This is a genomic window from Streptomyces sp. NPDC002463 (genome assembly GCF_042889835.1).
Lineage (GTDB): Bacteria > Actinomycetota > Actinomycetes > Streptomycetales > Streptomycetaceae > Streptomyces > Streptomyces nymphaeiformis.
Genome location: NZ_JBIARL010000006.1, coordinates 143850 through 169591 on the forward strand (window position 1 = coordinate 143850; position 25742 = coordinate 169591).

General features: G+C 73.8%; 19 protein-coding genes. 5 read left to right on the forward strand and 14 right to left on the reverse strand.

What is annotated here, in order from left to right; genetic code table 11:
• Positions 1 to 52 precede the first annotated feature (52 nt).
• Positions 53 to 1741 carry an ABC transporter substrate-binding protein gene (locus tag ACFYX3_RS14680; protein ID WP_389012716.1) on the reverse strand — a complete coding sequence of 563 codons (1689 nt, stop codon included), beginning with the start codon at positions 1739 to 1741 and terminating at the stop codon, positions 53 to 55.
• A gap of 74 nt (positions 1742 to 1815) precedes the next feature.
• Positions 1816 to 2802 carry a LacI family DNA-binding transcriptional regulator gene (locus ACFYX3_RS14685; RefSeq protein ID WP_389012718.1) on the reverse strand — a complete coding sequence of 329 codons (987 nt, stop codon included), beginning with the start codon at positions 2800 to 2802 and terminating at the stop codon, positions 1816 to 1818.
• A gap of 179 nt (positions 2803 to 2981) precedes the next feature.
• On the opposite strand from ACFYX3_RS14685, the gene ACFYX3_RS14690 reads away from it, so the two are divergent.
• Positions 2982 to 3587 carry a YdeI family protein gene (locus ACFYX3_RS14690; RefSeq protein ID WP_389012721.1) on the forward strand — a complete coding sequence of 202 codons (606 nt, stop codon included), beginning with the start codon at positions 2982 to 2984 and terminating at the stop codon, positions 3585 to 3587.
• Here ACFYX3_RS14690 and ACFYX3_RS14695 read toward each other — a convergent pair.
• The 3 genes from ACFYX3_RS14695 to ACFYX3_RS14705 all read right to left on the reverse strand — a co-directional run bounded on the left by ACFYX3_RS14695 (position 3569) and on the right by ACFYX3_RS14705 (position 6833).
• A complete protein-coding gene (locus tag ACFYX3_RS14695; protein WP_389012724.1) occupies positions 3569 to 4081 on the reverse strand; it encodes a GNAT family N-acetyltransferase in 513 nt (170 codons plus the stop codon). The genes ACFYX3_RS14690 and ACFYX3_RS14695 overlap by 19 nt on opposite strands.
• Before the next feature lie 55 nt (positions 4082 to 4136).
• A complete protein-coding gene (locus tag ACFYX3_RS14700; RefSeq protein WP_389012727.1) occupies positions 4137 to 5339 on the reverse strand; it encodes a pyridoxal-phosphate dependent enzyme in 1203 nt (400 codons plus the stop codon).
• Between the two features lie 99 nt (positions 5340 to 5438).
• Entirely contained in the window at positions 5439 to 6833 is a 1395-nt protein-coding gene (locus tag ACFYX3_RS14705; protein ID WP_389013201.1) for a hypothetical protein, read from the reverse strand.
• Between the two features lie 434 nt (positions 6834 to 7267).
• On the opposite strand from ACFYX3_RS14705, the gene ACFYX3_RS14710 reads away from it, so the two are divergent.
• Complete coding sequence (locus tag ACFYX3_RS14710; protein WP_389012730.1) at positions 7268 to 8752, forward strand: PP2C family protein-serine/threonine phosphatase; 1485 nt, start codon at positions 7268 to 7270, stop codon at positions 8750 to 8752.
• A gap of 174 nt (positions 8753 to 8926) precedes the next feature.
• Here ACFYX3_RS14710 and ACFYX3_RS14715 read toward each other — a convergent pair whose 3' ends face one another.
• Positions 8927 to 10417, reverse strand: a complete 1491-nt coding sequence (locus ACFYX3_RS14715; protein WP_389012733.1) for a hypothetical protein — start codon at positions 10415 to 10417, stop codon at positions 8927 to 8929.
• A gap of 233 nt (positions 10418 to 10650) precedes the next feature.
• Between ACFYX3_RS14715 and ACFYX3_RS14720 the strand changes: the two genes are divergently transcribed.
• The 3 genes from ACFYX3_RS14720 (at position 10651) to ACFYX3_RS14730 (ending at position 16418) form a co-directional block, all read left to right on the forward strand.
• Positions 10651 to 11778: an aminoglycoside phosphotransferase family protein gene (locus ACFYX3_RS14720; RefSeq protein ID WP_389012736.1), complete on the forward strand. Its 1128-nt coding sequence runs from the start codon at positions 10651 to 10653 to the stop codon at positions 11776 to 11778.
• A gap of 362 nt (positions 11779 to 12140) precedes the next feature.
• Complete coding sequence (locus ACFYX3_RS14725) at positions 12141 to 14060, forward strand: N-acetylmuramoyl-L-alanine amidase (protein ID WP_389012739.1); 1920 nt, start codon at positions 12141 to 12143, stop codon at positions 14058 to 14060.
• Positions 14061 to 14219: 159 nt separating this feature from the next.
• A complete protein-coding gene (locus ACFYX3_RS14730; protein WP_389012742.1) occupies positions 14220 to 16418 on the forward strand; it encodes a germacradienol/geosmin synthase in 2199 nt (732 codons plus the stop codon).
• A gap of 64 nt (positions 16419 to 16482) precedes the next feature.
• Here the strand turns inward: ACFYX3_RS14730 and ACFYX3_RS14735 are convergent, their stop codons facing one another.
• The 8 genes from ACFYX3_RS14735 to ACFYX3_RS14770 form a co-directional block, all read right to left on the reverse strand.
• The gene (locus ACFYX3_RS14735) at positions 16483 to 16848 is read right to left on the reverse strand and encodes an RNA-binding S4 domain-containing protein (RefSeq protein WP_389012745.1); all 366 of its coding nucleotides are present in this window, start codon (positions 16846 to 16848) and stop codon (positions 16483 to 16485) included.
• A 17-nt stretch (positions 16849 to 16865) separates the two neighbouring features.
• A complete protein-coding gene (locus ACFYX3_RS14740; RefSeq protein ID WP_116162955.1) occupies positions 16866 to 17366 on the reverse strand; it encodes a hypothetical protein in 501 nt (166 codons plus the stop codon).
• A gap of 66 nt (positions 17367 to 17432) precedes the next feature.
• Positions 17433 to 20303, reverse strand: coding sequence for an ATP-binding protein (locus ACFYX3_RS14745; RefSeq protein WP_389013204.1), 2871 nt, complete (start codon positions 20301 to 20303; stop codon positions 17433 to 17435).
• Between the two features lie 397 nt (positions 20304 to 20700).
• Entirely contained in the window at positions 20701 to 21111 is a 411-nt protein-coding gene (locus tag ACFYX3_RS14750; RefSeq protein WP_382657281.1) for an ACT domain-containing protein, read from the reverse strand.
• Between the two features lie 29 nt (positions 21112 to 21140).
• Entirely contained in the window at positions 21141 to 22322 is a 1182-nt protein-coding gene (locus tag ACFYX3_RS14755) for a thiolase domain-containing protein (RefSeq protein WP_376585400.1), read from the reverse strand.
• A complete protein-coding gene (locus ACFYX3_RS14760) occupies positions 22315 to 23367 on the reverse strand; it encodes a thiolase domain-containing protein (protein WP_389012750.1) in 1053 nt (350 codons plus the stop codon). Before ACFYX3_RS14760 ends, ACFYX3_RS14755 begins: the two co-directional genes overlap by 8 nt.
• On the reverse strand, positions 23364 to 24326 hold the full coding sequence (locus ACFYX3_RS14765; protein WP_389012753.1) for a Zn-ribbon domain-containing OB-fold protein: 963 nt from the start codon (positions 24324 to 24326) through the stop codon (positions 23364 to 23366). Before ACFYX3_RS14765 ends, ACFYX3_RS14760 begins: the two co-directional genes overlap by 4 nt.
• A 569-nt stretch (positions 24327 to 24895) precedes the next feature.
• Positions 24896 to 25696: a crotonase/enoyl-CoA hydratase family protein gene (locus ACFYX3_RS14770; RefSeq protein ID WP_376585394.1), complete on the reverse strand. Its 801-nt coding sequence runs from the start codon at positions 25694 to 25696 to the stop codon at positions 24896 to 24898.
• Between the last annotated feature and the right edge of the window lie 46 nt (positions 25697 to 25742).

A 25742-nucleotide genomic window follows, 5' to 3' on the forward strand; every position in this document is an offset into this window, starting at 1 on the left:
TGTTTCTCGGGGGGTGGGGACGGCCCGGTGGGGCCGTCCCCCCTGGGGCGGGTCAGCCCTTGACGGGCTGGAGGGAGGTGAGCACGAGGATCGTGGTCACGGACCGGTTGGAGAGCGTCGCGTACGGGTCGTCCTTCGTCGGCCAGCCGGTGAAGCGGGCGTCGGTGTACGCGCCCCACTCGGGTCCCGGGAAGAGCGGGACGACGGGGGCGTCGGCGGCGAACAGCTTCTGGAGCTCGCTCGCCCCGGCCCGCTGGGTCTTCGGGTCGGTGGTGGCGGCGAAGGCGTCGATGAGCCTGTCGGCCTTCGGGTCGCCGAAGCGGTGGTAGTTCTCGGTGGCCTTCTGGCCGACGGGCTTGACCTGGGTGGTGGCCATGGCGCCGCGGTAGAACTCGTACGGCGTGGCGCCGTTGTTGCTCCACACGATGCCGCTGTCGAAGGTGCCCGTCTCGTACGAGGAGACGACGGCGGACCAGTCCGGGGACTTCACGGTGGCGGTGACGCCGACCTCGGCGAGGTTCTGCTTGATGATGTTGGCGACCGAGATCCAGTCGGAGGAGGCGGAGCCGACGGAGATGTCGAGGGCGAGCGGCTTGCCGTTCTTCTGGGTGCGCTTCCCGCCGGCGCCGAGCTTGTAGCCGGCGTCGTCGAGGGCCTGGGCGGCGGCCTCGGTGTCGTACGTGGTCCAGTCGCAGGCGGCGGCGACGTTCTTGTCGCGCCAGGTGTCGTAGGCGTTCGACAGGCCGGTGCAGTCGGCGGGGACGCTGTAGCCGTTCATGGCGACCTTGGCGATCTTGGCCCGGTCGACGGCCCGGCTGAGCGCCTTGCGCAGGGCGGGGTCGTCGAAGGGCGCCTTGGCCGTGTTCAGCTGCCAGTTGATCATCGCGCCGGTGGTGGGGAACCAGTAGTGGTTCGTCTTGGGGTTCTTCGCGACGAAGGACTTCTGGATGTCGGGGATGAACGCCTGGGTCCAGTCGACCTCGCCGTTGGTGAAGGCGAGGTTGGCGCTGTCGTTGCCGGAGAAGGCGAGCAGGCGTATGCCGGCGATCCGCTGCTTCGCCGGCTGCCAGTACGAGGGGTTCTTCCGCAGCTCGTAGGACTGGCTCTGGAAGTGGCCGACCTGCGTGTACGGGCCGGTGCCGACGGGGGTGGCGTTGGTGTCCTTGGCCGGGTCGGCGATCTTCGACCAGATGTGCTTCGGGACGATGTAGTGCCCGCCGATCTCGTAGAGCGACGGCGAGAACGGCTTGGTGAAGTGGAAGGTGACCTCCTGCGGGCTGTCGGCGGTGACCTCGCGGAGGTAGTCGAAGCCGCCGAGCAGCTTCTTCTGGAGCTCGAAGGTGTAGACGACGTCCTCGGCGGCGAAGGGCTTCCCGTCGGACCACTTCACGCCCTCGCGAAGGGTGAAGGTGACGGACCTCCCGTCGGGCGCCTGGGTCCACGCGGTGGCGAGCCAGGGAGTGTCCCTGCCGTCGGCCGGGTTGTGGACCATCAGCGGTTCGTAGACCGCCTCCTTGGTCATGGGCGCGGCCTTCGGGGAGAAGGGGTTGAAGTTCCGCGTGAAGGTGCCCATGTCCTCGCGGGGAATCGTGAGGAGCTGGTTGCCGGAGGTGTCTCCGGCGCCGGCTGCTCCCGCGCCGCCGGAGCAGCCGGTCAGGAGCAGGGCGGTCGCCGCGGCGCCCGCCAGGAGGGCGGGGCGGAGCCCCCGCGGCGCTCGGCCGCGGGCAGGGGAGGGTGTCATAATGGTGGCTCTTTCCTCTCTTCAACACACCGGACGAAGACGGGACGGAAGAACTCGACGGATCTGATTCGCGGTCAGACCGACGAGCGTTCGAGCAGCGGGCAGTCGACCATCACCCGAGGGGTGTCGAGCGGCTGCCCCGCTGCGAGAGCGGCGAGCATGTCCACGCCCTTGGCGCCCATGGCCTCGAACGGCAGGGCGAGCGTGGTCAGTTTGGGCCGCAGATAGGCGGCGATGAGTTCCTGGTTGTCGTAGCCCACCACGGCCACGTCGTCCGGGATGCGCAGCCCGCGTTCCTTGATGGCGTCGTACGCGCCCATCGCCATCCGGTCGTTGCCGCAGAAGAGCGCGGTCGGCCGGTCGGCGCGGTCGAGCAGTTCGCAGGCGGCGGTGTAGCCGCCGTCGGCGGTCGCGTGGCCGGAGACGACCAGCGACGGGTCCAGCGGCAGACCGGCCTCGCGCAGCGCCCGCTCGTACCCCTCGCGCCGGCCGAGGGCGGCGGGGATGTCGGGGTCGAGGTTGATGAAGCCGATGCGCTCGTGGCCGGCCTCGACGAGCCGGCGGGCGGCGCGGTGGCCGCCGCCGATCTCGTCGGGGACGACGGAGGGCAGTTCGCCCTCGGCGTCGTAGCAGTTGACGAGGACCGTGGGGACCTCGCGGGCCGCCTTGGGGAGGGTGACCGCCCGGTGCCAGGTCGTGGCGTAGAGCAGTCCCTCGACCCGCTGTTCGAGGAGCTTGTCGAGGGCGGCGGCCTCCTGGGCCCGGTCCCCCTCGCTCGCGGCGATCAGCAGGAACTTGCGGTCGAGCCAGGCGCGGTCCTGGGCTCCCTTGATGACGTCGACGGCGAAGGGCGCGGTGACGATCTCGGTGATCAGCCCGTACCACTCGCTGCGCTGGGCGGCGAGGGCGCGGGCGCCCGCGTTGGGGCGGTAGCCGAGCTCGTCGATCGCGGCCAGAATGCGCCGCCTGGTCTCGTCCGGGATGGCCGCGCCGGGGCGGTCGTTCAGGACGAAGGAGACGGCCGTGCGCGAGACCCCCGCCCGCCGGGCGACATCACTCATGGTGACGCTGCGAGGACTGCCGGCCGCCATGTCGTTCCCCCTGCCTTTGTCGTTCTCTCTTGGTTACGCGCTTTAGTAACGCGCGTTAGTACGACGTTGCAGGCAAGTTACGGCCGTCTTCCGGCCACTGTCAATATCCTGGTCACCAGGGATGACCGACGGTGGGGAAGAGGTGCCCGATGGAGACGGTCGAGGGGCTTCCGGTCATGGCCTTCGGCGGCGGGAAGGAGCTGGAGGCCTGGCTGGAAAAGCACCATGGGGACACTCCGGGCATCTGGCTGCTGCTCGCCCGCAAGGGCTCGGACCTCGCCTCGCCCAGCGCGGAGGAGATCCTGGACGGCACGCTCGCGTACGGCTGGATCACCGGCAAGCGCATGGCCCGCGACGGGCGGAGCTACCTCCAGAAGATCACCCCGCGCCGGCCCCGCAGCCTCTGGTCCCGGGTCAACGTGCGCCAGGTCGAGGCGCTGACCGCCGCCGGCCGGATGCGGGAGCCGGGCCTCGCCGAGGTGCGGGCGGCGCAGGCCGACGGCCGGTGGGAGGCCGCGTACCCCTCCCAGAAGGACGCGACGGTGCCGGACGACCTGGCGGCGGCCCTGGCGGCGGAGCCGAGCGCCGCGGAGGCCTTCGAGGCCCTGGGGAAGACCGACCGCTACCTGGTGATCCTCGGCCTCTGGCAGGCCCGCACCGCGAAGACCCGGGCGGCGCGACTGGAACGGGCGGTGACAGCACTGGCTGCGGGAAGGCGTCCCCGACAGGACACCGATCAGACGCGCCGGCGGTAGAGCACCTGACGGGCGTCCCACTCCACGAACGACTCCGCGTGCTCGAAACCGACCGCCTCCAGGAGTCGCCGCGAGGGATGGTTCGCCTCCTGCGTGAGCGCGACCACGCTCGGCACACCCTCCAGGACGCGGGCGACGACCGCGTCCACCGCCTCGCGCGCGTACCCCTGCCCCCAGTGCTCGGGCAGGAACAGGTACGAGACCTCCGTCTCCCCGTTCCGCGCGCCGTCCTCCACCGTGACCAGACCGACGAGGACACCGTCCTCGGCCCTGACGACCGCGTGGAAACCGGGCGCCCCCACGATCCGCCGCTGCCGGATCCGGACGACCGACTCGATGACGGGACCACCGAGGTGCTGCCGCACGAGCGGGTCGGTCCACAGCCGCGTCACAGCAGCCACGTCCCCGCTCCGGACGCGCCGCAGCACCAGCCGCGCGGTGACGAGCGGGCCGACGTGGTGGACGGGGTGCGGGGAGACGGTCACGCCTCCCATCATCGCAGGCTCGGGCCTGAACCCGGCGACCGGCGACCGGGGGCCGGGGCCGGTGTCAGGAAGGCCTCGTGGAGGTCAGGGCCTCCTTGATCGGCTCCCAGTCCGGGGGCGTCGGCGCGAAGGCCTCCTTCGCCGTGGCGATGTCCTTGTAGCCGCTGGAGGTGACCACGCACACCACCGGTCCTTCGGTCTCGCGCGGCCCCTGGGCGCGGAGGCCGGCGAGGCCTGCGGCGGAGGAGGTCTCGCACCAGACGCCCTGGGCCGCCAACTCCGCTCGCGCAGACGCCATCTGAGTGTCCGTCACCGTGCGTGCGCCGCCCCCGGTCGTGCGTACGGCGAGGACGCCCCGGTAGCTGTTGATCTCGCAGTCGATGGCGTACGCGGCGGTCGGCCCGACGGGCACGCGGGCCACGGGCCGGCCGGTGCGCAGGGCCTCGGTGAGGGCACCGGCCGCGGCGGGCTCCGCCGCGTACACACGGGGCACGGAGTCGGTGACGCCGAGCCGTGCGAGCTCCTGGAAGCCCTTGGCCACCCCGAAGAGCAACTCGCCGTATCCACAGGGGAGATGCACCTCCGCCGGCGCGCGCCCGAGGTCGAGCGCGATCTCGTACGCGATCGTCTTGTAGCCCTCGGGCCCGAAGGGGTGCCCGGTGTGGGCGGTTTCGGTGACGCTGTTGACGCTCTGGAAGCCGAGCTCGTCCACGATGCGGCGCATCAGCGGGCGAACGGACTCGTACGGGACGGTCAGCACCGTCGCCCCGTAGGCGCGGAGGTGGGAGGCGACGGCGGGCGGGGCGTCGGGGGAGGTGAAGACGGCGCACGGCAGGCCGGCACGGGCCGCGTAGGCGGCGGCCGCGGCGCCGTGGTTGCCCGACGAGGAGACGACGACGCCCCGCGCGCCCGAGGCGACGGCGGCGCTGACGGCGACCCGGTTGAGCCGGTCCTTGTGACTCCAGGTGGGGTTGCGGGACTCGTCCTTGATCCAGACGCCGTCGGGGAGTTCGACCAGGGGCGTGTTCCCCTCGCCGAGGCCGGGCGCGGCGAGGGGCGGGAGCAGTGGGGCCCACCGTTCCAGGCCGTGGACGGCCGGGCGCTCGAACAGGTCGGCGGGGACCCGGTCGTAGTCGTAGTCGATGTCGAGGGGGTACGCCACGTCCTCGGTGGACGTGACCGGGCAGCCCCTGGTGAGCGGCGGCCACAGCGGGTGGCGTACGGACGGATCCGCGAGCGAGCGCTGGGCGAGGGCGAGCGAGGTCATGGGGCGGTCCTTTCGAGGACGGGAGATCGGGGCCTGCTTTCCGTCGTGGCCGTACGGGCGCGGGCGGAGGCCGCCGCCCCTCGCCCCCGTCCCGGCCGCTCAGCCCATGCGGCGGGTGAGCGCGGCCAGTGCGCCGGGCCTGCGGCCGGGGACCCGTCGGCGGAGGTCGACCAGGAGGGGCCCGATGGCCCGGGCGCGGCCGGGATCCTCGATGTGCTCCCACTGGTGGTGGGCCCGGTCGACGGCCCCTTCGACGTCGGGGTCGTCCGGGCGCTGGTGCAGCCCGAGCCGGGCCTCGGCGGCGGCGATCCAGAGCTCGCAGCTGCGGGCCGGTTCCCCGGCGAGGCGGGCGAGGTCGGCCCGTACCTCCGTCCAGTGCACGGCCTCCACCGACCGGGGTCCGTGACGGCGCAAGGCCTCGTGCTCCCAGGCGGCCGCCACCGCCGCCGCCTCCCCGTGCCGGCCTGCCATGGCGGCGGCGAGGATCGCGGGGTGCGGGTCGACGGCGGCGACCGCCGGCGCGTGCGCACGGGCGGGCGGGGGCGCCGGCACCGGAGGGAACGCGGGCGCGGGCCGGGTCACGGGAACGGAAGCCGGAGCGGGTGCGGGTGCGGTACGGGCCGGGGGTACGGCCGCCGGACCGGGCCCAGGTGCCGTACCGCCCGGGTGCGCGGCTGGGGAACCCGGCACGACTGCCCCACCGGCCCGGTGCACGTCTCCCCGACCGGGCGCGGCTGCCGCATCGGCCGGGCGCACGGCTCCCGGACCACCGGCCGGGTGCGCTGCCTCCGGGCCGGGCGCCGGTGCCCAAGCTGCCGGGTGGCCGGCCGGCGGACCGGCCGAGGGTACGGACCCCGGCGCAGGCGCGTGGCGCGTCGCCGGCCCGGCGGCCGAGGCCCCCGGGGGCGCAAGTCCCGGTGTCAGGAACACCGGTTCCGGTGCCGGTGCCACCGTCATCGCCCGCGCCGCCGCCTCCGCGTGCGCCGACGCCGGTGTCAACCGGGCTCCGGAGCGCCAGAGTTCGGCCCAGGCGCGCAGGTACTCGGGGGTCGTGGGCTCGCCCCTGCGCGGGGCGGGCACCACGCGCCCGTAGAGGAGGGGGCCGGGCCCGAGGTGCAGGAGTCCGGGCGCTGCCGTGAGGCGCTGCCAGACATCCGGGTCGGCCGCGAGGTCCGCGACGACGGTCGTGGTGCCGGGCTGCCGTACGCCGAGCTCGCCGGCGAGCCAGTGCCAGGGCAGCGCCGTGTAGCGGAGGGTCGCCTGCGTGGTGCGGGCGAGGGCGAGATGGGGCAGTTGCTGGCGGCGGTCGAGGTGGAGCTGGCCCGCGAGGCAGACGACCAGGGGGCCGGGGCTCGCGGCGGCCGCGCGCAGCCGGGTGAGGACGGTCTGCGGGTCGAGCGGGTCGGCGAGTTCGACGACCGTGGCGGCCGTGGCGCCGGTGAGGACCCCGGGCGGCACCGCGGCGAGCGCCGGCAGCACGGAGGCGGCGTCCATGGCGCGGCCCCGGCCGGCGGGCGCCGCGGCGAGCAGGAAGGCGGTGCCCACCGCGTTCACGGCGGCGGCCGCACCCGCGTCCGTACGCGCGTCCGGACCGCCCACAGCCGTGCCCGCGGCACCCGTCACGGCGCCGGGCGCAAGAGCCCCCGGCACTCCCGGACCCGCCCCCGTACGCACGTCCGAACCGCCCGCGGCCGGCCCGCCCGTGACCGTCGCACCCGCGCCCACCGTGCTGTTTGCGTCGTCGTTCACCACCCCAGCACCGTAACGGGTCACGGCCTGTCCGATAATCGCCGGGCCTTTGGCATATGACGGAAGCACCACCGGATCGAGTGTTGCCAAATCCCTTACGGGCTGTCCCGGGCTGTGCAACAGTCGTCTACGGGCCACCTTCCACACCTGGCCGCGCCGCGCCTGTATCGGAGTACGACATGCCGTCCCATCTGTTCGCGGATCGCCCCGCCCAGCCGCCGGAGCCGGGCGCGGTGGACGCGCTGATCTCACAGACCCGCCGCCTGCGCGGCGAGGTGGACGCCGTCCGCCGGGACGCCGTGGCGGACGAGGACGACCCCCAGCAGCGGTGGCAGCGCGCCCTGTGCGACCTGGCAGTCCATCAACTCGACGACCTGGGCGCCCACTTGGGTCAGCTCCGCGCCGGAGTCCCGGCGAGCGCGAGCCTCGTGGACGCGGCCGAGGAGATCGAGGTCCCCGTCGACACCGCGCACGCGACCGTCCCCGGCACGGCGTACGGCGTGGCCGCCCCGCCCCGGACCGGCTCGCTGCTCTCCCGGGTCGGCAGCGCCGAGTGGAACCTGCTCACCGACGAGGTCAGCTGGTCCGACGAGCTCTTCCAGATCTTCGGCCGGCTCCGCGAGAGCGGCCCGATGTCGCTCGACGAGATGCCCACGATGGTCTTCGCCGAGGACCAGCCCGTCCTGCAGAGCATGGTGACGGACTGCCTGATCGACGGGAAGCCGATCGACGGCGAGTTCCGGATCGTACGGACGGACGGCCGGGTGCGCACGGTGCACATGACCGGCGAGCCCGTCCTCGACGCCGACGGCTGCACCGCCTCCATGTGGGCCGTCCTGCGCGACGTCAGCGAGCTGCGGCGCAGCGAGCGGGCCGTCCGCGAGAGCCGGGACAGCCTGGAGCGCAGCCGCCACATCGAGCTCACCGAGCGACGGGTCGCCGTCGAGCTCCAGGAGGCGGTCCTCCCGCCGTGGCGCGGCTCGCTCCGCTTCGCCCACGACGGCCCCGCCCCGCTCGACGTGGCCGCGCACTACCTCCCGGCCGCCAGCACCGGTCTGATCGGCGGCGACTGGTACGACGCGCTCGCACTGCCCGACGGGGACGCGCTGCTCACCGTCGGCGACCTGACGGGCCACGGGGTCGCCGCGACCTCCTCCATGGCCATGCTCCTCGGCGCGCTGCGCGGCATGGCCGTCGCCGGCATCCGCCCCGCCGCGCTGATGAGCCACCTCAACCAGCTCCTGGAGACCTCCGGGCAGCCCGCGCTCGGCAGCGCGATGTGCTGCCGCTACGACCCGGTGGCCCAGACCCTGGCCTGGGCGCAGGCCGGACACCCCGCCCCGCTGCTCTTCCGCGACGGGACGGGGCACACGCTGCGGCGGCCCGAGGGTGTCCTGCTCGGGGCGACGACCGGCGCCGTGTACGGCGAGGCCGAGACCCGGCTGCTCCCTGGCGACCTCCTTGTCCTGCACACCGACGGGCTGACCCGTGGCACCGGCGCGGACGACGACACGGGCACGCGACGGCTGCTCGCCCTCGGCCCCCGGCTGGCGGAGGCGCGCGACGCGCAGGACGGTGTGCGCGCGGTGGTGGAGGAGTTCGGCGAGGAGTCACGCGAGGACGACGCCTGCGTGATGGTGGTCCGGGTCGCCCGCCGAGCCTGAAGCCGGCGAGCATGAAGCCGCCGACCCACCGCCGGCCCTGGAGGCCGCCCAGCCACCCGACGAGCCTGAATCCGCCGGGCCATCGCCGGCCTTGAAGCCGTCCAGCCACCCGACGAGCCGAAAACCGCCGAGCCCCGACGACCCGGGCCTCCCCTTCCCTCAGGACCGGGAGGCTCAGGCCTGCCCGGTCCTCGGGCGGTTGACGGGGGACCTCGGGAGGGCCAGCTCGATCTCCTCCCGCAGGCTCTCGATCCTCGAGTAGCCCGCGTACTGGCCGGTCAGCCGGTACATCTCCCGTAGCCGGTCCCAGGTCCGGTGGGACGAGGTGTCCCCCATGGACATCAGGGCGAGCCGGGCGTACCGGTCGGCCTGCTCCGGGTCGTCGGCGATGAAGCAGGCCGAGGCGAGCGAGATGTGGTCGAAGAGCTTCGACCGCTCGTGCCCGCCGTGGCGCAGTTCGATGGCCAGCTTGGCGTGCCGCTGCGCGGGGATCGCGGCGGCCGGGTCGTGCTCGGCGAGGGTGCGGTAGGCGAGGGCCTGCATGCCGTGCATGTCGGCCTCGTCGAAGTTCTGCATCCAGCTCGGCCTCTCCTCGCCCGTGTCGGAGACGAAGAGGTCCTCGGCCTCGCCGAGGGTCCGCCGCATCGCCTGCCCCCGTCCCATCGAGGCCTGCGCCCAGGCCTCGATGGTGTGGAACATGGCCTGGGTCCTGGGAAGCACCCGCTCGCCCGAGCCCGCCTTGGCGAGCTTCATCAGGTCGAGGGCGTCGTCGGGCCGGCCCAGGTGCACCATCTGGCGGGCGGCCCGGGACAGCGCCTCGCCGGCCCGGGGCCGGTCGCCGCCCTCGCGGGCCGCGTGGGCGGCGATGACGAAGTACTTCTGCGCCGTCGGTTCGAGGCCGACGTCGTGGGACATCCAGCCCGCGAGGACCGCGAGGTTGGCGGCGACGCCCCACAGGCGCCGCTGGAGGTGGTCGGCGTGGCGGTAGGCGAGCATGCCGCCCACCTCGTTGAGCTGGCCCACGACCGCCTTGCGCTGCAGACCTCCGCCCCGGGAGGCGTCCCAGGCGCGGAAGACGATGACGGAGTGCTCCAGGGCCTCGATCTCCTCCGACCCGATGGGGGCGGCCTCGTAGCGGTCGAACCCAGCGGGGTCGGCGTGGAGGGGATCGGTGGCTCGCGGGGCGACGCCCGTGCGCGTGGGGTCGGTCTGCAGCCAGTCGTGCATGGCGTTGCTGAGTACGGAGCCGGCGGCAAGCGCGGCACCCGCGCCCACCAGGCCGCGTCGGTTGAGCATGAGGTCCATTCCCGTGAATTCGGTGAGGACCGCCGCCGCACGATCGGGGGGCCAGGGCAGCCCGTCAGGGTTCTCCGTCTTCCTGACGTCCTGCTTCTTTCCGGCACGCCCGTGTCGTACGAACCCGAGGTCCTCGATGGTCACGACACGGCCGAGTCGCTCGGTGAACAGTGCTGCCAGCACCCGGGGCACGGGATCGCGCGGGGTCTCGCCCCGGTCGATCCACCGCCGCACCCGCGAGGTGTCCGTCGCCAGCTGGGGGTGGCCCATGGCCGCCGCCTGCCGGTTGACGAGTCTCGCGAGTTCGCCCTTGGACCAGCCGGCCAGGCCGAACAGGTCTGCCAGGCGGGTGTTGGTTTGTCCGGTCACGTCTAAGCCCCCAGGTTCTCGGCTGAGTTGACAGTAGCCCTCTGTCATAGGCCTGGCGACAATTCGCCAGGCTTCGCCAGGGTGCGCGAGATGTTCCGCCACCCGCGCCCGGGTGTCAGGTAGGAACGCGCCACCCCGCCCCGCCGACCGGCCCTCATTCCCCAGGGTGCGGACCGGGGGCGGGCGGGGCGACGCACGCAATTCGTCGGCGCACGAAGGGATCTGTCACCTCCATGTACACAGCATCGTCCTCCGTGTCCGCCCCGCCCCGGCCGCAGCACCGCATCGTCCCGGCAGGCGCCGGACCGTACCTCGCCCCCGCGCCCCAGGCCGTCCGGCCGAGGCGCTGGGCGGGCGGCACCGGTACCCAGCCGGTCAGCGGGAGAATCGATCTGTCCGGCCCCCAGGGGGCGCAGTTGAAGATGGCGATCGCGTCGGTCCACCGGATCTGCCCGGAGTTCAACCCGGTGCAGGTGCTGCGACGCAGCGGCCGTTCCGTACTGATCGTCGGGACGACCGGGCGGATGACGGCGGTCGCCAAGTGTTTACTGGACCACTCCCCCGCGTGGGTCGAGCGGTTCCGGCACGAGATAGCGTCCTACCGCTCCTTCGTCCGCCACCGTCCTCCGGTGCGGGCACCGCGGCTGATCGCCGCGGACCCGGAGAACTGCACGCTGGTGATCGAGCGGATGCCCGGGCGGGCGGCGGCGCTCTCGCGCCACCCCGTCGAGGCCCCGCCCCGGGCCGACGTGCGGGCCGCGCTCGGTGCGATCGCCCGGCTCAACGCCTGGCGGCCGCCGGCCGGGACCTTCGACGCCCCGCTGGACTACGGCGCCCGGATCGCCCGCTACCACGAGCTCGGGCTCTTCACGGACCGGGACCGGGACGACCTGCAGAAGCTGCTGCACGGTCTGGCGCACGCGGGCGGCCGTCAGGGCATGGGCCAGTTCTGCCACGGTGACGCCCTGCTGTCCAACATCCTGCTCTCCCCGGCAGGACCGGTCCTCGTCGACTGGGAGCACGCCGGCTGGTACCTGCCCGGCTACGACCTGGCGACGCTGTGGACGGTGCTCGGTGACGCGCCGCTGGCACGGCGGCAGATCAGTCAGCTCGCCCAGCAGGCGGGCCCGGCCTCCCGGGACGCCTTCCTGGTGAACCTGATGATCGTGCTGACGCGGGAGATCCGTACCTACGAGACGGCGGTGCAGCGCACCATGAAGGAGGCTCCGCCGGCCGGTTCGGTTCCGGTGCCCTCGGGGGCGCTGGCGCCCGGCGAGGAACAGCGGCTGCTGCTGAGGCGGCTGCACGACGACTGCGCGCTGGCACGGCGGGCCGTGCGCGCGGCGGTCGGGACGCGCTGAAGGGGCGGGTCCGGCCGACCACACGGGGGCGATGCGCCGTGAGCCCGGTGCCGACACACCGGGACGCGGCGCATCGGCTTCTCCGCGTCGAAATCGGCGTGGAGAGGCACTCCATTGGTCCACTCCAGTGACGCGTCCCAGGCCCGGGACCCGTCTCCGCGAAACTCCGCCACATGGCCTCCATTCCCGCCCTGACGTGGGAACTTCCTTTCGTGCGGGTGTGATTGACGCAGCGTCCGGGAGCCGATACCCCTGTACGGGTTCGGCCCCGCACGCCCCCGTGTCACCCCCTGCCTCTGGAGGCTGCCTTGCTCCGTTCCGCTGCGCGCAGACACCCTTCCCCGATTCGTGTACGGGGGGCGGTGGGCGCCCTGGCGTCCGCCGCCCTGCTGCTCCCCCTGCTGTCCGCCGCCCCGCCCGCCGGCGCCGAGGTGCCCGAGGCGGGTGTCCTGCAGGGGCAGTTCGCGCGGGCCGCCGAGCGTCAGGGCGTGCCCGAGAGCGTGCTGCTCGCCGTCTCCTACCTGCAGTCGCGGTGGGACACCCACGGCGGGGCGCCCAGCGTGACCGGCGGCTACGGTCCGATGCACCTGACGGACGCGGTGACGGCACTGGCCGGGACCGTCCCGCACCACTCGGAGGGCGAGGAGGACGCCCGGGGCGACGACTCCCGCCCGGCGCGTGCCGGCGAGGACCTCCCGGTGCCCGCGCCCGAGGAGCTGCCCGAGCGGCTGCGGACCCTGGAGCGGGCGTCCGCGCTGTCCGGGATCCCGGCCGAGGAGCTGCGTACCGTACCGGCGGCGAACATCGAGGGCGGGGCGGCGCTGCTCGCCGCGGCACAGCGCGAGGCCGGCCTTCCGGCGAGCGCGGACCCGGCCGACTGGTACGGGGCGGTGGCGCGGTTCTCCGGCGCGGACGACTCGGCGACGGCGGCGACGTACGCGAACGACGTCTTCGACGTGATCCGGAGCGGTGAGACGCGGACGACGGACAGCGGGCAGGTGGTGACGCTCCCGGCCGCCCCCTCGGTCGCGCCTGCGACGGGGCAGCTGGCGGCCCTGGGGCTGCGCCGGCCGGCCGCGGGGCCCGTGGAGTGCCCGGCCTCGGTGGCCTGCGAGTGGATCCCCGCGCCGTACGAGGAGTTCGGCGACGGCGACTACGGCAACCACGACAAGGCGAACCGGCCCGTCTCCCAGTCGATCGACTACATCGTGATCCACGACACCGAGGCCGACTGGAAGACCACCCTGAAGCTGGTGCAGGACCCGACGTACGTGTCCTGGCAGTACTCGCTGCGGTCCTCCGACGGGCACATCGCCCAGCACGTGCCGCTGAAGGACGTGGCCTGGCACGCCGGGAACTGGTTCGTGAACGCCAAGTCGGTGGGTCTGGAGCACGAGGGCTTCCTGACCTCGCCGGACTCCTGGTACACGGAGGCGATGTACCGGTCGTCGGCGCGCCTGGTGCGGTACATCGCCGCGCGGTACGACATCCCGCTGGACCGACAGCACGTCCTGGGCCACGACAACGTGCCGGGCACGGTGACGTCCTCGATCAAGGGCATGCACACGGACCCGGGGCCGTACTGGGACTGGGCGCACTACTTCCAGCTGCTCGGCCGTCCGATCACCCCGAGCGCCGGTCCGCAGGCGGGCGTGGTGACGATCCGGCCCGACTACGAGTCCCACCGGCCGGTCTACACGGGCTGTGTGACGGCGGGGCAGGCGTGTGTGCCGCACGGCAGCGGGGCGGTGCGCCTGCACACCGCACCGAGCGCCGACGCGCCCCTGGTGAAGGACATCGGTCTGCGGCCCGGCGGGCAGGACTCCACCACCGGGGTCAACGACACGGGGGCGCGGGCCTCGACCGGGCAGAGCTTCGCGGTGGCGGAGCGCCGGGGGGACTGGACGGCCGTCTGGTACCTCGGACAGAAGGCCTGGTTCAGCAACCCGGTGGCGGAGCCGACGGCGGTCAACGTCCGGGGGCAGGTCCTGACGCCCCGGGAGGGACTGGCGCAGGTGTCGGTGTACGGGCGGGCGTATCCGGAGGCCTCGGCGTATCCGGCGGGTGTGCCGGTGCAGTCGGTGTCGCCGCTGCCGTACAAGCTGCTCGCCGGTCAGCGGTACGTGGTGGGGGGCCAGACCCCCGGCGAGTACTACTTCGCTCCGGTGTTCGACCCCAGTGGGCACACGGTCGTCCGGGGCCAGGAGGAGTACTACCAGATCCAGTTCGGCCATCGGGTCGCCTTCGTGAAGGCCGCTGACGTGCGGGTTTCCCAAGGCTGACGGAGGGCCGGCCGGAGGGTGCGGGGTGGTGCCGGACGCGGGGTCCGGCACCACCCCGTCGGCGTTCATACGACTATTCGGGAGAGCGCGTGCGCCCCATGGACGAGGGGTAAGGCTGGGGCCGGTCATCGCCCAGCTCACCGGAAGGCCCCCCAGGAAATGCCTCAGCCCTTCGTCATGCCGGATTTCTATGTTCCGTATCCGGCCCGGCTCAATCCCCATCTGGAGGCCGCGCGCACGCACACGTGCGACTGGGCGCGGGAGATGGGGATGCTGGAGGGCTCCGGGGTCTGGGAGGAGGAGGACCTCCAGTCCCACGACTACGCGCTGCTCTGCTCGTACACGCATCCCGACTGCGACGAGGAGACACTGAACCTCGTCACCGACTGGTACACCTGGGTCTTCTTCTTCGACGACCACTTCCTTGAGGTCTTCAAGCGCACCCAGGACCGGGCGGGCAGCAAGGCCTATCTGGACCGGCTCCCCCTGTTCATGCCGGCGGACCCGGCGACCGGCATGCCCGAGCCGACCAACCCCGTCGAGGCGGGTCTCGCGGACCTCTGGCGGCGGACGGTCCCCTCGATGTCCGAGGGCTGGCGGGTGCGGTTCGCGGAGGCCACCGAGCACCTGCTCTACGAGTCCCTGTGGGAGCTCGACAACATCAACGACGGGCGGGTGGCCAACCCCCTGGAGTACATCGAGATGCGCCGCAAGGTGGGCGGCGCGCCCTGGTCGGCGGGTCTCGTCGAGTACGCGGCGGGGGCCGAGGTCCCCGCCCAGGTGGCGTACTCCCGGCCGCTGCGGGTGCTCAGGGACGCCTTCTCGGACGCCGTGCACCTGCGCAACGACCTCTTCTCGTACCAGCGCGAGGTGGAGGAGGAGGGCGAGAACAGCAACGGCGTCCTCGTCCTGGAGCGGTTCCTGGGCTGCACGACCCAGGAGGCGGCGAACGCCGTCAACGACCTGCTGACCTCGCGGGTCCAGCAGTTCGAGAACACCGCGCTCACCGAGGTGCCGCTGCTCGCCGCCGAGAAGGGGCTGAGCCCGGAGGAGTGCGCGGCCGTCGCCGCGTACGCGAAGGGGCTCCAGGACTGGCAGTCCGGCGGTCACGAGTGGCACATGCGTTCCAGCCGCTACATGAACGAGGGCATGGTCGGCGGTCCCTCCCACCTGGACGGGATCATCGGCACCTCCGCGCTCGACATCCGCACCCTCTTCGGCCGGCCGGCGGCGGCGCGGCACCGGGCGTTCACTCATGCCCCGCACCAGCACGTGGGGCCCTCGCGGCTGCCCGGGTTCGACCTGCCGTACCCGCTCACGATCAACCCCCACCACCCGGAGGCGGCGCGGCACACGGTGGACTGGGCCGAGCGGCTCGGCCTCCTCGACGACCTCTGGGACCGGCCGATGGCGGAGGGCTTCGACCTCGCCCTGTGCGCGGCGGGTCTCGACCCGGACGCGTCCCTGGAGCAGCTGGAGCTCAGCTCCGACTGGCTGACCTGGGGCACCTACGCGGACGACTACTACCCGGCCGTCTTCGGGCGGACGGGCGGTCTGGCCGGCGCGAAGGAGCAGACCGAGCGGCTCAAGGCCTGCATGCCGCTCGACGAGCCCGCGGCCGGCGCGGCGAGCGCGGTGAACCCGCTGGAGCGTTCGCTCGCCGACATCTGGGAGCGGACCGCCGCGCCGATGGCGCCCGAGGCGCGGGCGCAGCTGCGGGTCGCGCTCGACGTGATGCTCGACAGCTGGATGTGGGAGATGCACAACACGGTGCAGCACCGGGTGCCCGACCCGGTCGACTACATCGAGATGCGGCGCAGCACCTTCGGCTCCGAGCTGACCATGCTGCTGTGCCGGCTGCGGCAGGACGCGGCGCTGCCGCCGGAGCTGTTCCGGTCCGGCACGGTGCGCAGCCTGGAGAACTCGGTCATGGACTACGGGGCGCTCGTCAACGACCTCTTCTCGTACCAGAAGGAGATCGAGGTCGAGGGCGAGGTGCACAACGGCGTCCTGGTGCTCCAGAAGTTCTTCGACTGCGACTACCCGACCGCGGTGTCGATGGTCGACGACCTGATGCGGGGCCGGCTGCGCCAGTACGAGACCCTGAAGCAGCGTGAGATCCCGCTGCTGTACGAGGACTTCGGGCTCGACGCGGCGGGCCGTGCGGCCTTCGAGGCGTATCTGCGGGAGCTGGAGGACTGGCTCGCGGGCGTCCTCAACTGGCACCGGAAGGTACGGCGTTACGGCGCGGAGGACGTACGCGCGGGCAGCGGCAGCCCGCTGCTGCTGCGGGGGCCGAGGGGGCTCGGCACCTCGGCGGCCCGGATCGCGGAGCTGCTCGGCGCGGGCCCCCGCTGACCCGACGTACGCCGAAGGCCTCCGGGAGGACTCCCGGAGGCCTTCGGGTCGACGAGTCGACAAATCAGGGGCGGCGGCCGCGCAGTTCGTCGAGTTCGCGGCGCTCGCGCTTCGTGGGGCGGCCCGTGCCCCGGTCGCGCACGGCGGCGACCGCGACGTGCTCGCGGGGCGGCGGGGGCGGGCTGTTGTCCACGTACGCCTCGACGGCGACCGGCGGGCCGACCCGCTTGGTGTGGAGCTCCTTGACCTCGACGATCCGCTCCCGGCCGCCGTGGTGGATCCGGACCTCGTCGCCGGGTTTCACGGCCTGCGCGGGCTTGACCCGCTCGCCGTTGACCTTGACGTGCCCGGCCCGGCAGGCGGCCGCGGCCTGCGAGCGGGTCTTGGTCAGGCGGACCGCCCAGATCCAGGCGTCGACGCGCGCGCTCATCGGCCCCCGCTCCCCCGTCAGCCCTGCTGGAACAGCTCGGCGGGCAGCGGCTTGAGCAGCGCGTACAGGTCGTCGGTGATCGGCCGGTCCCAACTGGCGATCGTCACCAGGACGTTGTCGCTGCGGTCGAACTGGACGCAGGAGATGCGGCTCTCGGAGAGCTTGAGGCGGCGCACGATGAGGAGGTTGTCGCCCTGCATGACGGGCATGTCCTCGGTGTCGAGGACCTCGACCGGCTCGTCGTTCTCCAGGGCCACGAGGAGCTGGGCGACCTCGAAGGGGATCTGGCCGTCGGCGAGCTCGCGCGCCGGGGAGCCCTCGGGGAGGTTGCCGATGATCATCGCGGGTCCCCGGCCGCCGAACAGGTCGTAGCGGAGGAACACGCCCTGGCAGGAGCCGTCGGGTGCGGGCAGCAGGCCGGCGCCGAGATTGCCGGGCCAGTCCCCCGGATCCATGGCCAGGACGTCGAAGTCCGGGCCCGCGGGTGTGGCGGCGCTGCGGCGGCGGAGGAAGGACATACGGCCATGGTACGTGTCTCCGCGCGTGGCGCGACGCGCCGGGCGGCCGCCTCCGGTCGGCGCCTCTCAGCGGCGCCCCAGTGCCTGGGCCAGGCCGGAGCGGTCGGTGCCGAGCTTGCGGTAGACGGACGACAGGAGCCTGCCGACGGTGGTCGTGTCGACGCCGAGCGCGGCGGCCGCGTCCTCGTCGCGGACGGTGAGCTCGGCGGCGGCCCGCTCACGGGCGGTGAGCGCGTCCGTGCCCGCCGGGTGCAGGGCGCGGGGGCGGAGCCCCGCCGCGGCGAGCTCGGCCCGCGCCTCGTCGACGAGGCCGTCGGCGCCGCAGTCCTGGGCGGTCTCCAGGCCCCGGTAGAGGTGCTCGGCGGCCTCCCCGGCGCGTTCGGTGCGGCGCAGGGCGGCGCCGAGGGCGACGAGGGAGCGGGCCAGCTCGTACGCGGCGGGTGACTGGTCGAGCCAGTCGACGGACTCCTCCAGGAGCTTCACCCGCGCGGAGGGCTCGGAGACCTCGGCGGTCACCCGGAGCGCCTGTCCGATCGCGGAGGGCGCACCGTACTGGCGGGCGCGGGCGACCGCGTCCTCCGCGATGCGGCGGGCCCTGCCCGGGGCGGTGGCGGCCTCGGCGAGGGCGAGGTGGAGCTGCCAGGGGCACCAGGCGGGGTTGCGCATGCCGCGCGGGTCGAGGCGGCGGCCGACGGCGGCGAGCTCGGCGGCGGCCTCGTCGGTGCGCCCCCGGGCGAGGAGCAGTTCGGCGTGGACGGTCTGGGAGTCGGGGAAGGTGACGGCGGCGGGGAAGGGTTCGCCGAAGTCGTGGTCGAAGGCGATCCTGGCGGCCTCCTCCGTACGCCCCCGCGCGAGGAGGACCTCGATGAGGACGCCGACGGCGTACCACTGGGCGGGCGTGCGGGGTCCGACGCGTTCGGCGAGGCGCAGGCCGGCGCGGACGAAGTCCTCGGCCTCGACGAGCCGGCCGCGCCGGTGGCGGATGTACCCGAGGAGGGTGTACGCGAAGGAGAGGTGCGCCCCGCGCCAGCCCTGGCGCTCGAACTCGGCGGTGCCGGCGGCGAAGAGCTCCTCGGCGCGGCCGGGGCGGTCGGCGTAGAGGAAGGTGAGGGCGGTGAGGACCGGGACCTCGAAGCCGCGGCTCTCGTCGGCCCAGCTGAGGCCTCCTTCGAGGGCGCGCTCGGCGTGGCGGAGGGCGGTGGCGGAGGGTTCGGCGCGGAGGGTGGCGTCCCAGGCGCGCAGGCCGATCACGTACCGCTCCGTGAGGTCGCGCCCGGTGAGCCGGTCGGCGAGGGCCGCGAGGCGGCGGGAGCGGGCGGGCGACTCGGGTTCGTCTGCGCGGAACGCGTCCCACATGAACTTCTCGGCCTGCATCCGCAGCCGGCTGCGGGCGTCGGTGGTGCGGCCCGCCTCGCGGCCGAGGAGCTCGGAGGCCTCGACGAGCCGGTCGCTGTGGGCGAGGACCTGGGAGAGCCGGTAGACGATGCCGTGCCGGAGCGCCGGGTCGGCGACGGGCTCCTCCAGGGCCGCGCGCAGGTGGTTGACGGTGGTGGCGGGTTCGGTGAGGAGGGACGAGCAGCCGAGCTCGTAGAGGACGGCGGCGCGGTCGTCGGCGGCGGGCGGCTCGCGCAGCGCGCGGGCGAGGAAGCGGCGGGCCGCGTCGGGGGCTCCGGCGCGGAGGTTCTCCCCGGCGGCGGCGCGCAGCTGGTGGACGACCCACGGGTCGCCCTCGGGGTGGGTCTCCAGGAGGTGCCGGGCGGCGGCGGTGGGGCCGAGTCCGGCGTCTACGACGCACCAGGCGGCCTGGCCGTGCAGGGCGACGCGGGTGGCGGCGGGGATGGAGCGGTAGACCGTGGTGGCGATGAGGGGGTGGACGAACTCCAGGGGTTCGTCGGGCCCTTCGGCCCCGGCGAGGACGCGGGCCTCGCGCAGCCGGGCGGCGCTGTCGGCGACCGCCTCTCCGCCGAGGCCGGCGACGGCCCCGGCGACCTGCGGGGAGATCTCGGTGCCGAGGACGGCGCAGGCCCAGGCGAGGCGGACGGTGGCGGCGCCGAGGCGTTCGAGGCGGGTGACGAGTCCGCTGCCCTTGAGGGCGGCGGCGAGGTCGCGCAGGTGGCGGGCGCCGTGGGCGGTCGGTTCGAGGCCGCGGTCGCGGACCTTGGCGGCGAGTTCGACGGCCTCGAAGGGGTTGCCGGAGGTGACGGTCCAGAAGTCGCGGCAGAAGGCGTCGTCGGCGTGGGCGCCGACGCGGTCGCGGACGAGGTGCGCGACGGCGGCGGAGGTGAGCGGGGCCAGCCCGTGGGGCCGCTGCCCGGACCGGTGTCCGGTGAACTCCTTCCCCTCGTCGGGGAGTTCGTCGGGCCGGTAGGCGGCGACGAGGAGCATGGGCAGCTCCTCGGCGCGCGGGGCGAAGGCCGCCAGCCAGCCGAGGGACTCGGGGTCGGCCCAGTGGACGTCGTCGAGGACGACGACCAGCGGGTCGCGGCGCACGGCGAGGTGGGTGAGGACCCAGTCGAGGCCGTCACGAAGGCCCTGGGGGTCGGGCGGCGCGCCCTCGCCGGCGGCCCGCAGCCCGAGGGCGGGGCCGACGATGTCGTACCAGGAGCCGAGGCGTTCGCGCAGTTCGGCGTCGGAGGCGTGGGCCAGCTGCGGCTGGAGCAGCTGCCGGGCCATGTGGAAGGCGACCCGCTGCTCCTGGTCGCCGCCGCGCGCGGAGAGCACGGTGCAGCCTCGGGCGGCGGCGCGGCGGCGGATCTCGGCGAGCAGGGTGGTCTTGCCGAGTCCGGCGGGAGCGGCGTAGGCGAGCACGCCTCCGCGCCGGGCTGCGGTACGGGGGCGGGCGGGGGCGCCGGAGCCGTGGGCGGCGGCATCGGCATCGGGGGACCCGGAGGTCACTGTCTCGCCGTCCACGCGGGGGCGGGGCGCCCGCACGGTCATGGCTTCGCGGGCCGCGCGCGCGTGAGGTCCCGGCGTGGTCGCGGTCTCGCCGTCCACGCGCGCGTGGGGGCCGCTCGGAACCACCACGAGGTGCGGGCCGGCGGCCTCGCGAGGGGCGGGGATCCGCTCGGGCCGGGGCGGCTCGCCGGTGACGGCAGCCGATCCGGGCAGCCCCACCGGATCCGTCAGTCCCGTCAGGAGGTCGAGCGCGTCCTCGGCCGCGTCGAGCGCCGCCTCGCGTTCGAAGAGGCCGAATCCCTGACGGGTCGGCCGGTCACCCTGTCGCGCCACGTTCCACCCCCACACCGAGGGCACACGCCCGGCGCATGTCCGGGAGGACCGGGCGACTGGCCCCGCGAAGGCCCCAGCGTACGCCCGGCGGGGCCGCTTGTGACCGTCATTCGGCCAAGAGGGCCGACCGCTCCGAGAGCCGGGTCAGAACGTCCAACGCCTCACCTGCGCGGTCGTGTTCCACGAAGAGGTGGTCATGATGGAATCCGGCCACGACGTTGCAGCTCAGGCCCGCCGCGGCGAGCTCGCCCGCGACGGCGGCCGTGAGTCCGACGGCGTCGAGCGCGGAGTGCACCCGGAGCGTGATCCAGCCGGCCACGTAGTCGTACGGCAGGCCGGCGGTGTCCGCCTCCTCCTGGCGTACGACGAGGGTGAGTCCCTCGGGTTCGGTGACGGTGACGACGGGGGCGACCCCGGCGGGTGCGGGGCCGTCCACCGTGGTGAAGACGTAGCGGCCGGGGTCGAGTTCCGGGCGCATGCCGGCGAGGAGCCGGGTGAGATCACGTTCCGCGTTCATGGAGGTCAGGGTAGGTGCCCCGCCGCGGCTCAGCCGGTGGGCGGGGTGTCGCCCACGACCCACATGGCGAAGAACTGGGCGCCGCCGCCGTAGGCGTGGCCGAGGGCCCGGCGGGCGCCTTCGACCTGGTGCGCGCCGGCGTCCCCCCGTACCTGGAGGGCGGCCTCGGCGAAGCGGATCATCCCGGAGGCTCCGATGGGGTTGGTGGAGAGGACCCCTCCCGAGGGGTTCACGGGCAGGTCGCCGTCGAGTTCGGTCACCCCGGACTCGGTGAGCTTCCAGCCCTCGCCCTCCTCGGCGAAGCCCAGGTTCTCCAGCCACATGGGTTCGTACCAGGAGAACGGCACGTACATCTCGACGGCGTCGATCTCCCGCCGGGGGTCGGTGATGCCGGCCTGCCGGAAGACGTCGGCGGCGCAGTCCCGGCCGGCCCGCGGGGAGACGAAGTCCTTGCCCGCGAAGAGGGTGGGTTCGCTGCGCATCGCCCCGCCGTGCACCCAGGCGGCCGGACGGGGTGCGCGGTCGGCTCCGGCGCGGTCGGTGAGGACCATGGCGCAGGCGCCGTCCGAGGAGGGGCAGGTCTCGGAGTAGCGGATCGGGTCCCAGAGCATCGGGGAGGCCTGGACCTTCTCCAGGGTGAGGTCGTGCTCGTGGAGGTGGGCGTACGGGTTCTTGAGCGCGTTGCGCCGGTCCTTGTACGCGACGAGGGAGCCGATCGTGTCGGGGGCGCCGGTGCGGCGCATGTACGCGCGCACGTGCGGGGCGAAGAATCCGCCGGCACCGGCGAGCAGCGGCTGCTGGAAGGGGACGGGCAGGGAGAGGCCCCACATGGCGTTGGACTCGGACTGCTTCTCGAAGGCGAGGGTGAGGACGGTCCGGTGCACGCGCGCGGAGACCAGGTTGGCGGCGACGAGGGCGGTGGAGCCGCCGACCGATCCGGCCGTGTGGACGCGGATCATGGGCTTGCCGACCGCGCCGAGGGCGTCGGCGAGGTACAGCTCCGGCATCATGACGCCCTCGAAGAAGTCGGGGGCCTTTCCGATGACGACGGCGTCGATGTCCGCCCAGGTCAGCTCGGCGTCCTCCAGGGCACGGAGGGCGGCCTCGCGGACGAGTCCGGCGATCGAGACGTCCCTGCGGGCGGCGACGTGCTTGGTCTGGCCGATGCCGACGACGGCGACGCACTCTTTCGATGTCACGGCCTTAGCCACGGCTGTCTCCTTCCAGGACGGCGACGAGGTTCTGCTGGAGGCAGGGTCCTGAGGTCGCGTGGGCGAGGGCGCGGTCGGACTCGCCGCGGTGGATGCGGGCGGCGGCCTCGCCGAGCCGGATCAGTCCGGCGGCCATGACGGGGTTGGCGGCGAGGGCACCCCCGGAGGGGTTGACCGTCACGCTGTCGCCGAGCCCGAGGGCTTTCCTCAGGACGACCTCCTGGGAGGTGAAGGGCGCGTGGAGTTCGGCGGTGTCGACGGGCCGTTCGAAGGCTCCGGCGCGTTCGGCGGCGAGGCGGGTGGAGGGCGAGTCGGTGAGGTCGCGGACGCCGAGGGAGTGGGCCTCGATCCGGTGGTCCATGCCCCGGATCCAGGCGGGGCGCTCGCACAGCTCACGGGCCCGGTCGCCGGCGGCGAGGATCACGGCGGCGACGCCGTCGCCGACCGGCGGGCAGTCGCCGGTGCGGAGGGGCTGGACGGCGTACGCGCCCTGGGGCCGGGCGCCCGGCAGCTGGGCGTGGGGATTGGTACGGGCGTCCTCGCGGCTGCGGGCGGCGATCGCGGCGAGGGCGGGTTCGTCGGTCTCCCCGGCGTCGATGAGGGCCTGGGCCTGGAGGGCGGCGAGGGCGACGGAGTCGGGCCACAGCGGGGCGAGGTAGTACGGGTCGAGCTGGCGGGTGAGGACGTCGCGGACGGAGCCGGGCGAGGACTTGCCGTAGGAGTAGACGAGGGCCGTGTCGGCCTCTCCGGTGAGCAGCTTCACCCAGGCTTCGTAGAGGGCCCAGGCGCCGTCGGCCTCGACGTGGGACTCGGAGATCGGCGGCCAGGCGCCGACGCCGTCGAGGGCCATGGTGAAGGAGAAGGCGCGCCCGGCGAGGTAGTCGGAGGAGCCGGAGCAGGTGAAGCCGATGTCGGCGGCCTTCAGGCCGGTCTGGCGCTGCACCTCGTGCAGCACGGGCATCACCATCTCGACCTCGGAGAGGTCGTCGGTGTGCCGCCGGTGGTCGCTCTGGGCGAAGGCGACGATCGCCACGTCCCGGCTCATAGCAGCTCCTTGTACGTGTCGTAGTCGGCGTCGGGCTCGCCGGTGGGCCGGTAGTGGTCGGGGTAGCGGCCGTCCTCGCTCCACACGGGTTCGACGCGCAGGCCCATGCGGACCTCGTCGTAGGGGATGCCGGCGATCCGGCCGTGGAGGGCGAGCCCGGCGCCGTCGAGGGCGATGTGGGCGTAGACGTACGGGACTTCGATGTCGAGGTTCTTCGCCTTGATGTTGACGATGCAGAAGGTGGTGACGGTGCCGCGGGGGCCGACCTCGACCTGGTCGGTGGTGGCGACGCCGCAGGTGGGGCAGGCGCCGCGGGGCGGCACGTACACCTTGGCGCAGGAGGGGCAGCGTTCGCCGACGGTGCGGCGTTCGGCGAGCCCGTGCAGATAGCGGGTCTGGGCGCGGCCGGGGCTGTACGTGTAGTCGAGGCGGGCGGGGGCGACGATGCCGGTCACGGGCTCCTCGAACCGGCCGTCGTGCGGGGTGGTGCTGTCCTGCGGGCTGCTCTCGTACGGCTCGAAGCAGGCGATGTCCGTGATGGCGCCGGCCCGTTCGGCGGCCCAGCGGATCCGCACCCGCAGGCCGGTGCGGACGGCCTCGGGGCCGGGGACGTCGAGGGCGTGGAGCAGGGCGGTGTCGGCGCCGTCGAGACGGACGAGGACCCAGGCGAAAGGGGTCGCGAGGGGCTGGCCGGTGCGGGGCTCGGGGTTCCAGGCCCAGGTGGTGACGGTGCCGGTCACGGCGACCTCGACGAGCTCGCGGAGCTCGGCGGCGGTCACGGGGTCGTACTCGACGGGCGGGACGAGCACGCCACCCGCCTCGGTGCGCACACCGAGGACGGTGCGCTCGCGGAGTCCGGTGAGGAAGGCGGACTGGACGGGGCCGAGGGAGCGGGTGAAGGGGAACTCGACGACGAGGGGCGCCTGGAGGGCTTCGGGCGGGGGTGCGGCGGCTGTCATGGGACGGCTCCTCTGGGGTGGGATGGGTGGACGGGCGGGCGGCGTGGGGTGCGGGTGGGGCCGCTGCGCGGGGCCTTCTCCCCACCCCGCCCCTTCCCGAACCGGGGGCGAGCCCCCGGGCCCCGCACGGCCTGCGGCCGTGCCCTCGAACGCCGGGCGGGCTGAACTCCCGCCCGCTGGACGGGGAGTTCAGCCCCGCTGGGATCCCCCCGCGCCGCAGGCGTAGGGGGAGCTCGAGGCGAGGGTCCGGGACGGAGCCCCCACGACCGGGGGCTGGGCGAAGCTCCATGACCGGGGTTCCAGGGGTGGAGCCCCGGTCATGGGTGGGTCCGGGGTGGAGCCCCGGTCACGGGTGGGTTCGGGGTGGAGCCCGGTCACGGTGAGGGTGCGGGGCGAAACGCCCCACGACCGGGGTCCGGGGCAGAGCCCATGACCAGGGTCCGAAGGCATAGGCCCGTTCACCGGAATCGGAGGCCGAGCCCCGTTCACCCGGGTCGGGGGCCGAGCCCCGTTCACCCGGGTCGGGGGCCGAGCCCGCGGTTTCGGGGAGGGGCGGGGTAGGGGAAGGCTCACTCCCTCCGGTACACCGGCCGTCGCTTCTCCGCGAACGCCCGCGCCCCCTCCTTCGCGTCCGCCGTGTCGAAGATCGGCCACCCCCTCTTCAGCTCGGCCGCCAGCCCCTCCGTCTCGCTCAGCTCGGCCGTCTCGTACACCGAGGCCTTGACCGCCTCGACGGCGAGCGGCCCGCAGGCGTTGATGCGTTCGGCGATGTCGAGGGCGGCGTCGAGGGCGGTGCCGTCGGGGACGACGCGCCCGACGAGGCCGATCGCGGCGGCCTCCTCGGCGCTGTACGGCCGGCCCGTCAGGAGCATTTCGAGGGCGTGGGTGCGGGCGATCTGCCGGGGCAGGCGGACGGTGGAGCCGCCGATGGGGAAGAGGCCCCGCCGGACCTCGAAGAGGCCGAAGGTCGCGGAGGCGGCGGCGACCCGGATGTCGGTGCCCTGGAGGATCTCGGTGCCGCCGGCGACGCAGTACCCCTCGACGGCCGCGATGACGGGCTTGCGGGGTCGGTGGTGGCGGAGCATCGCCTTCCAGTGCAGGTCGGGGTCGGCCTTCATCCGGTCCCGGTACTGCTCGCCCTCCATTCCCTTCCCGGCCAGCGCCTTGAGGTCCATGCCGGCGCAGAAGGAACCGCCCGCACCGGTGAGGACGACCGAGCGGACGGTGTCGTCGGCGTCGGCTTCGAGCCACCCGTCGTACAGGCCGACGAGCATCGGCAAGGACAGGGCGTTCTTGGCCTCGGGCCGGTTCAAGGTGAGGACGAGCGTGGCGCCTTCGCGCCGGACGCTGAGGTGTTCGGTGCCGCCCATGGGGGTCTCCCGTCTCCAGTTCTGGAACAGGTTGCAGGAGCCGCGG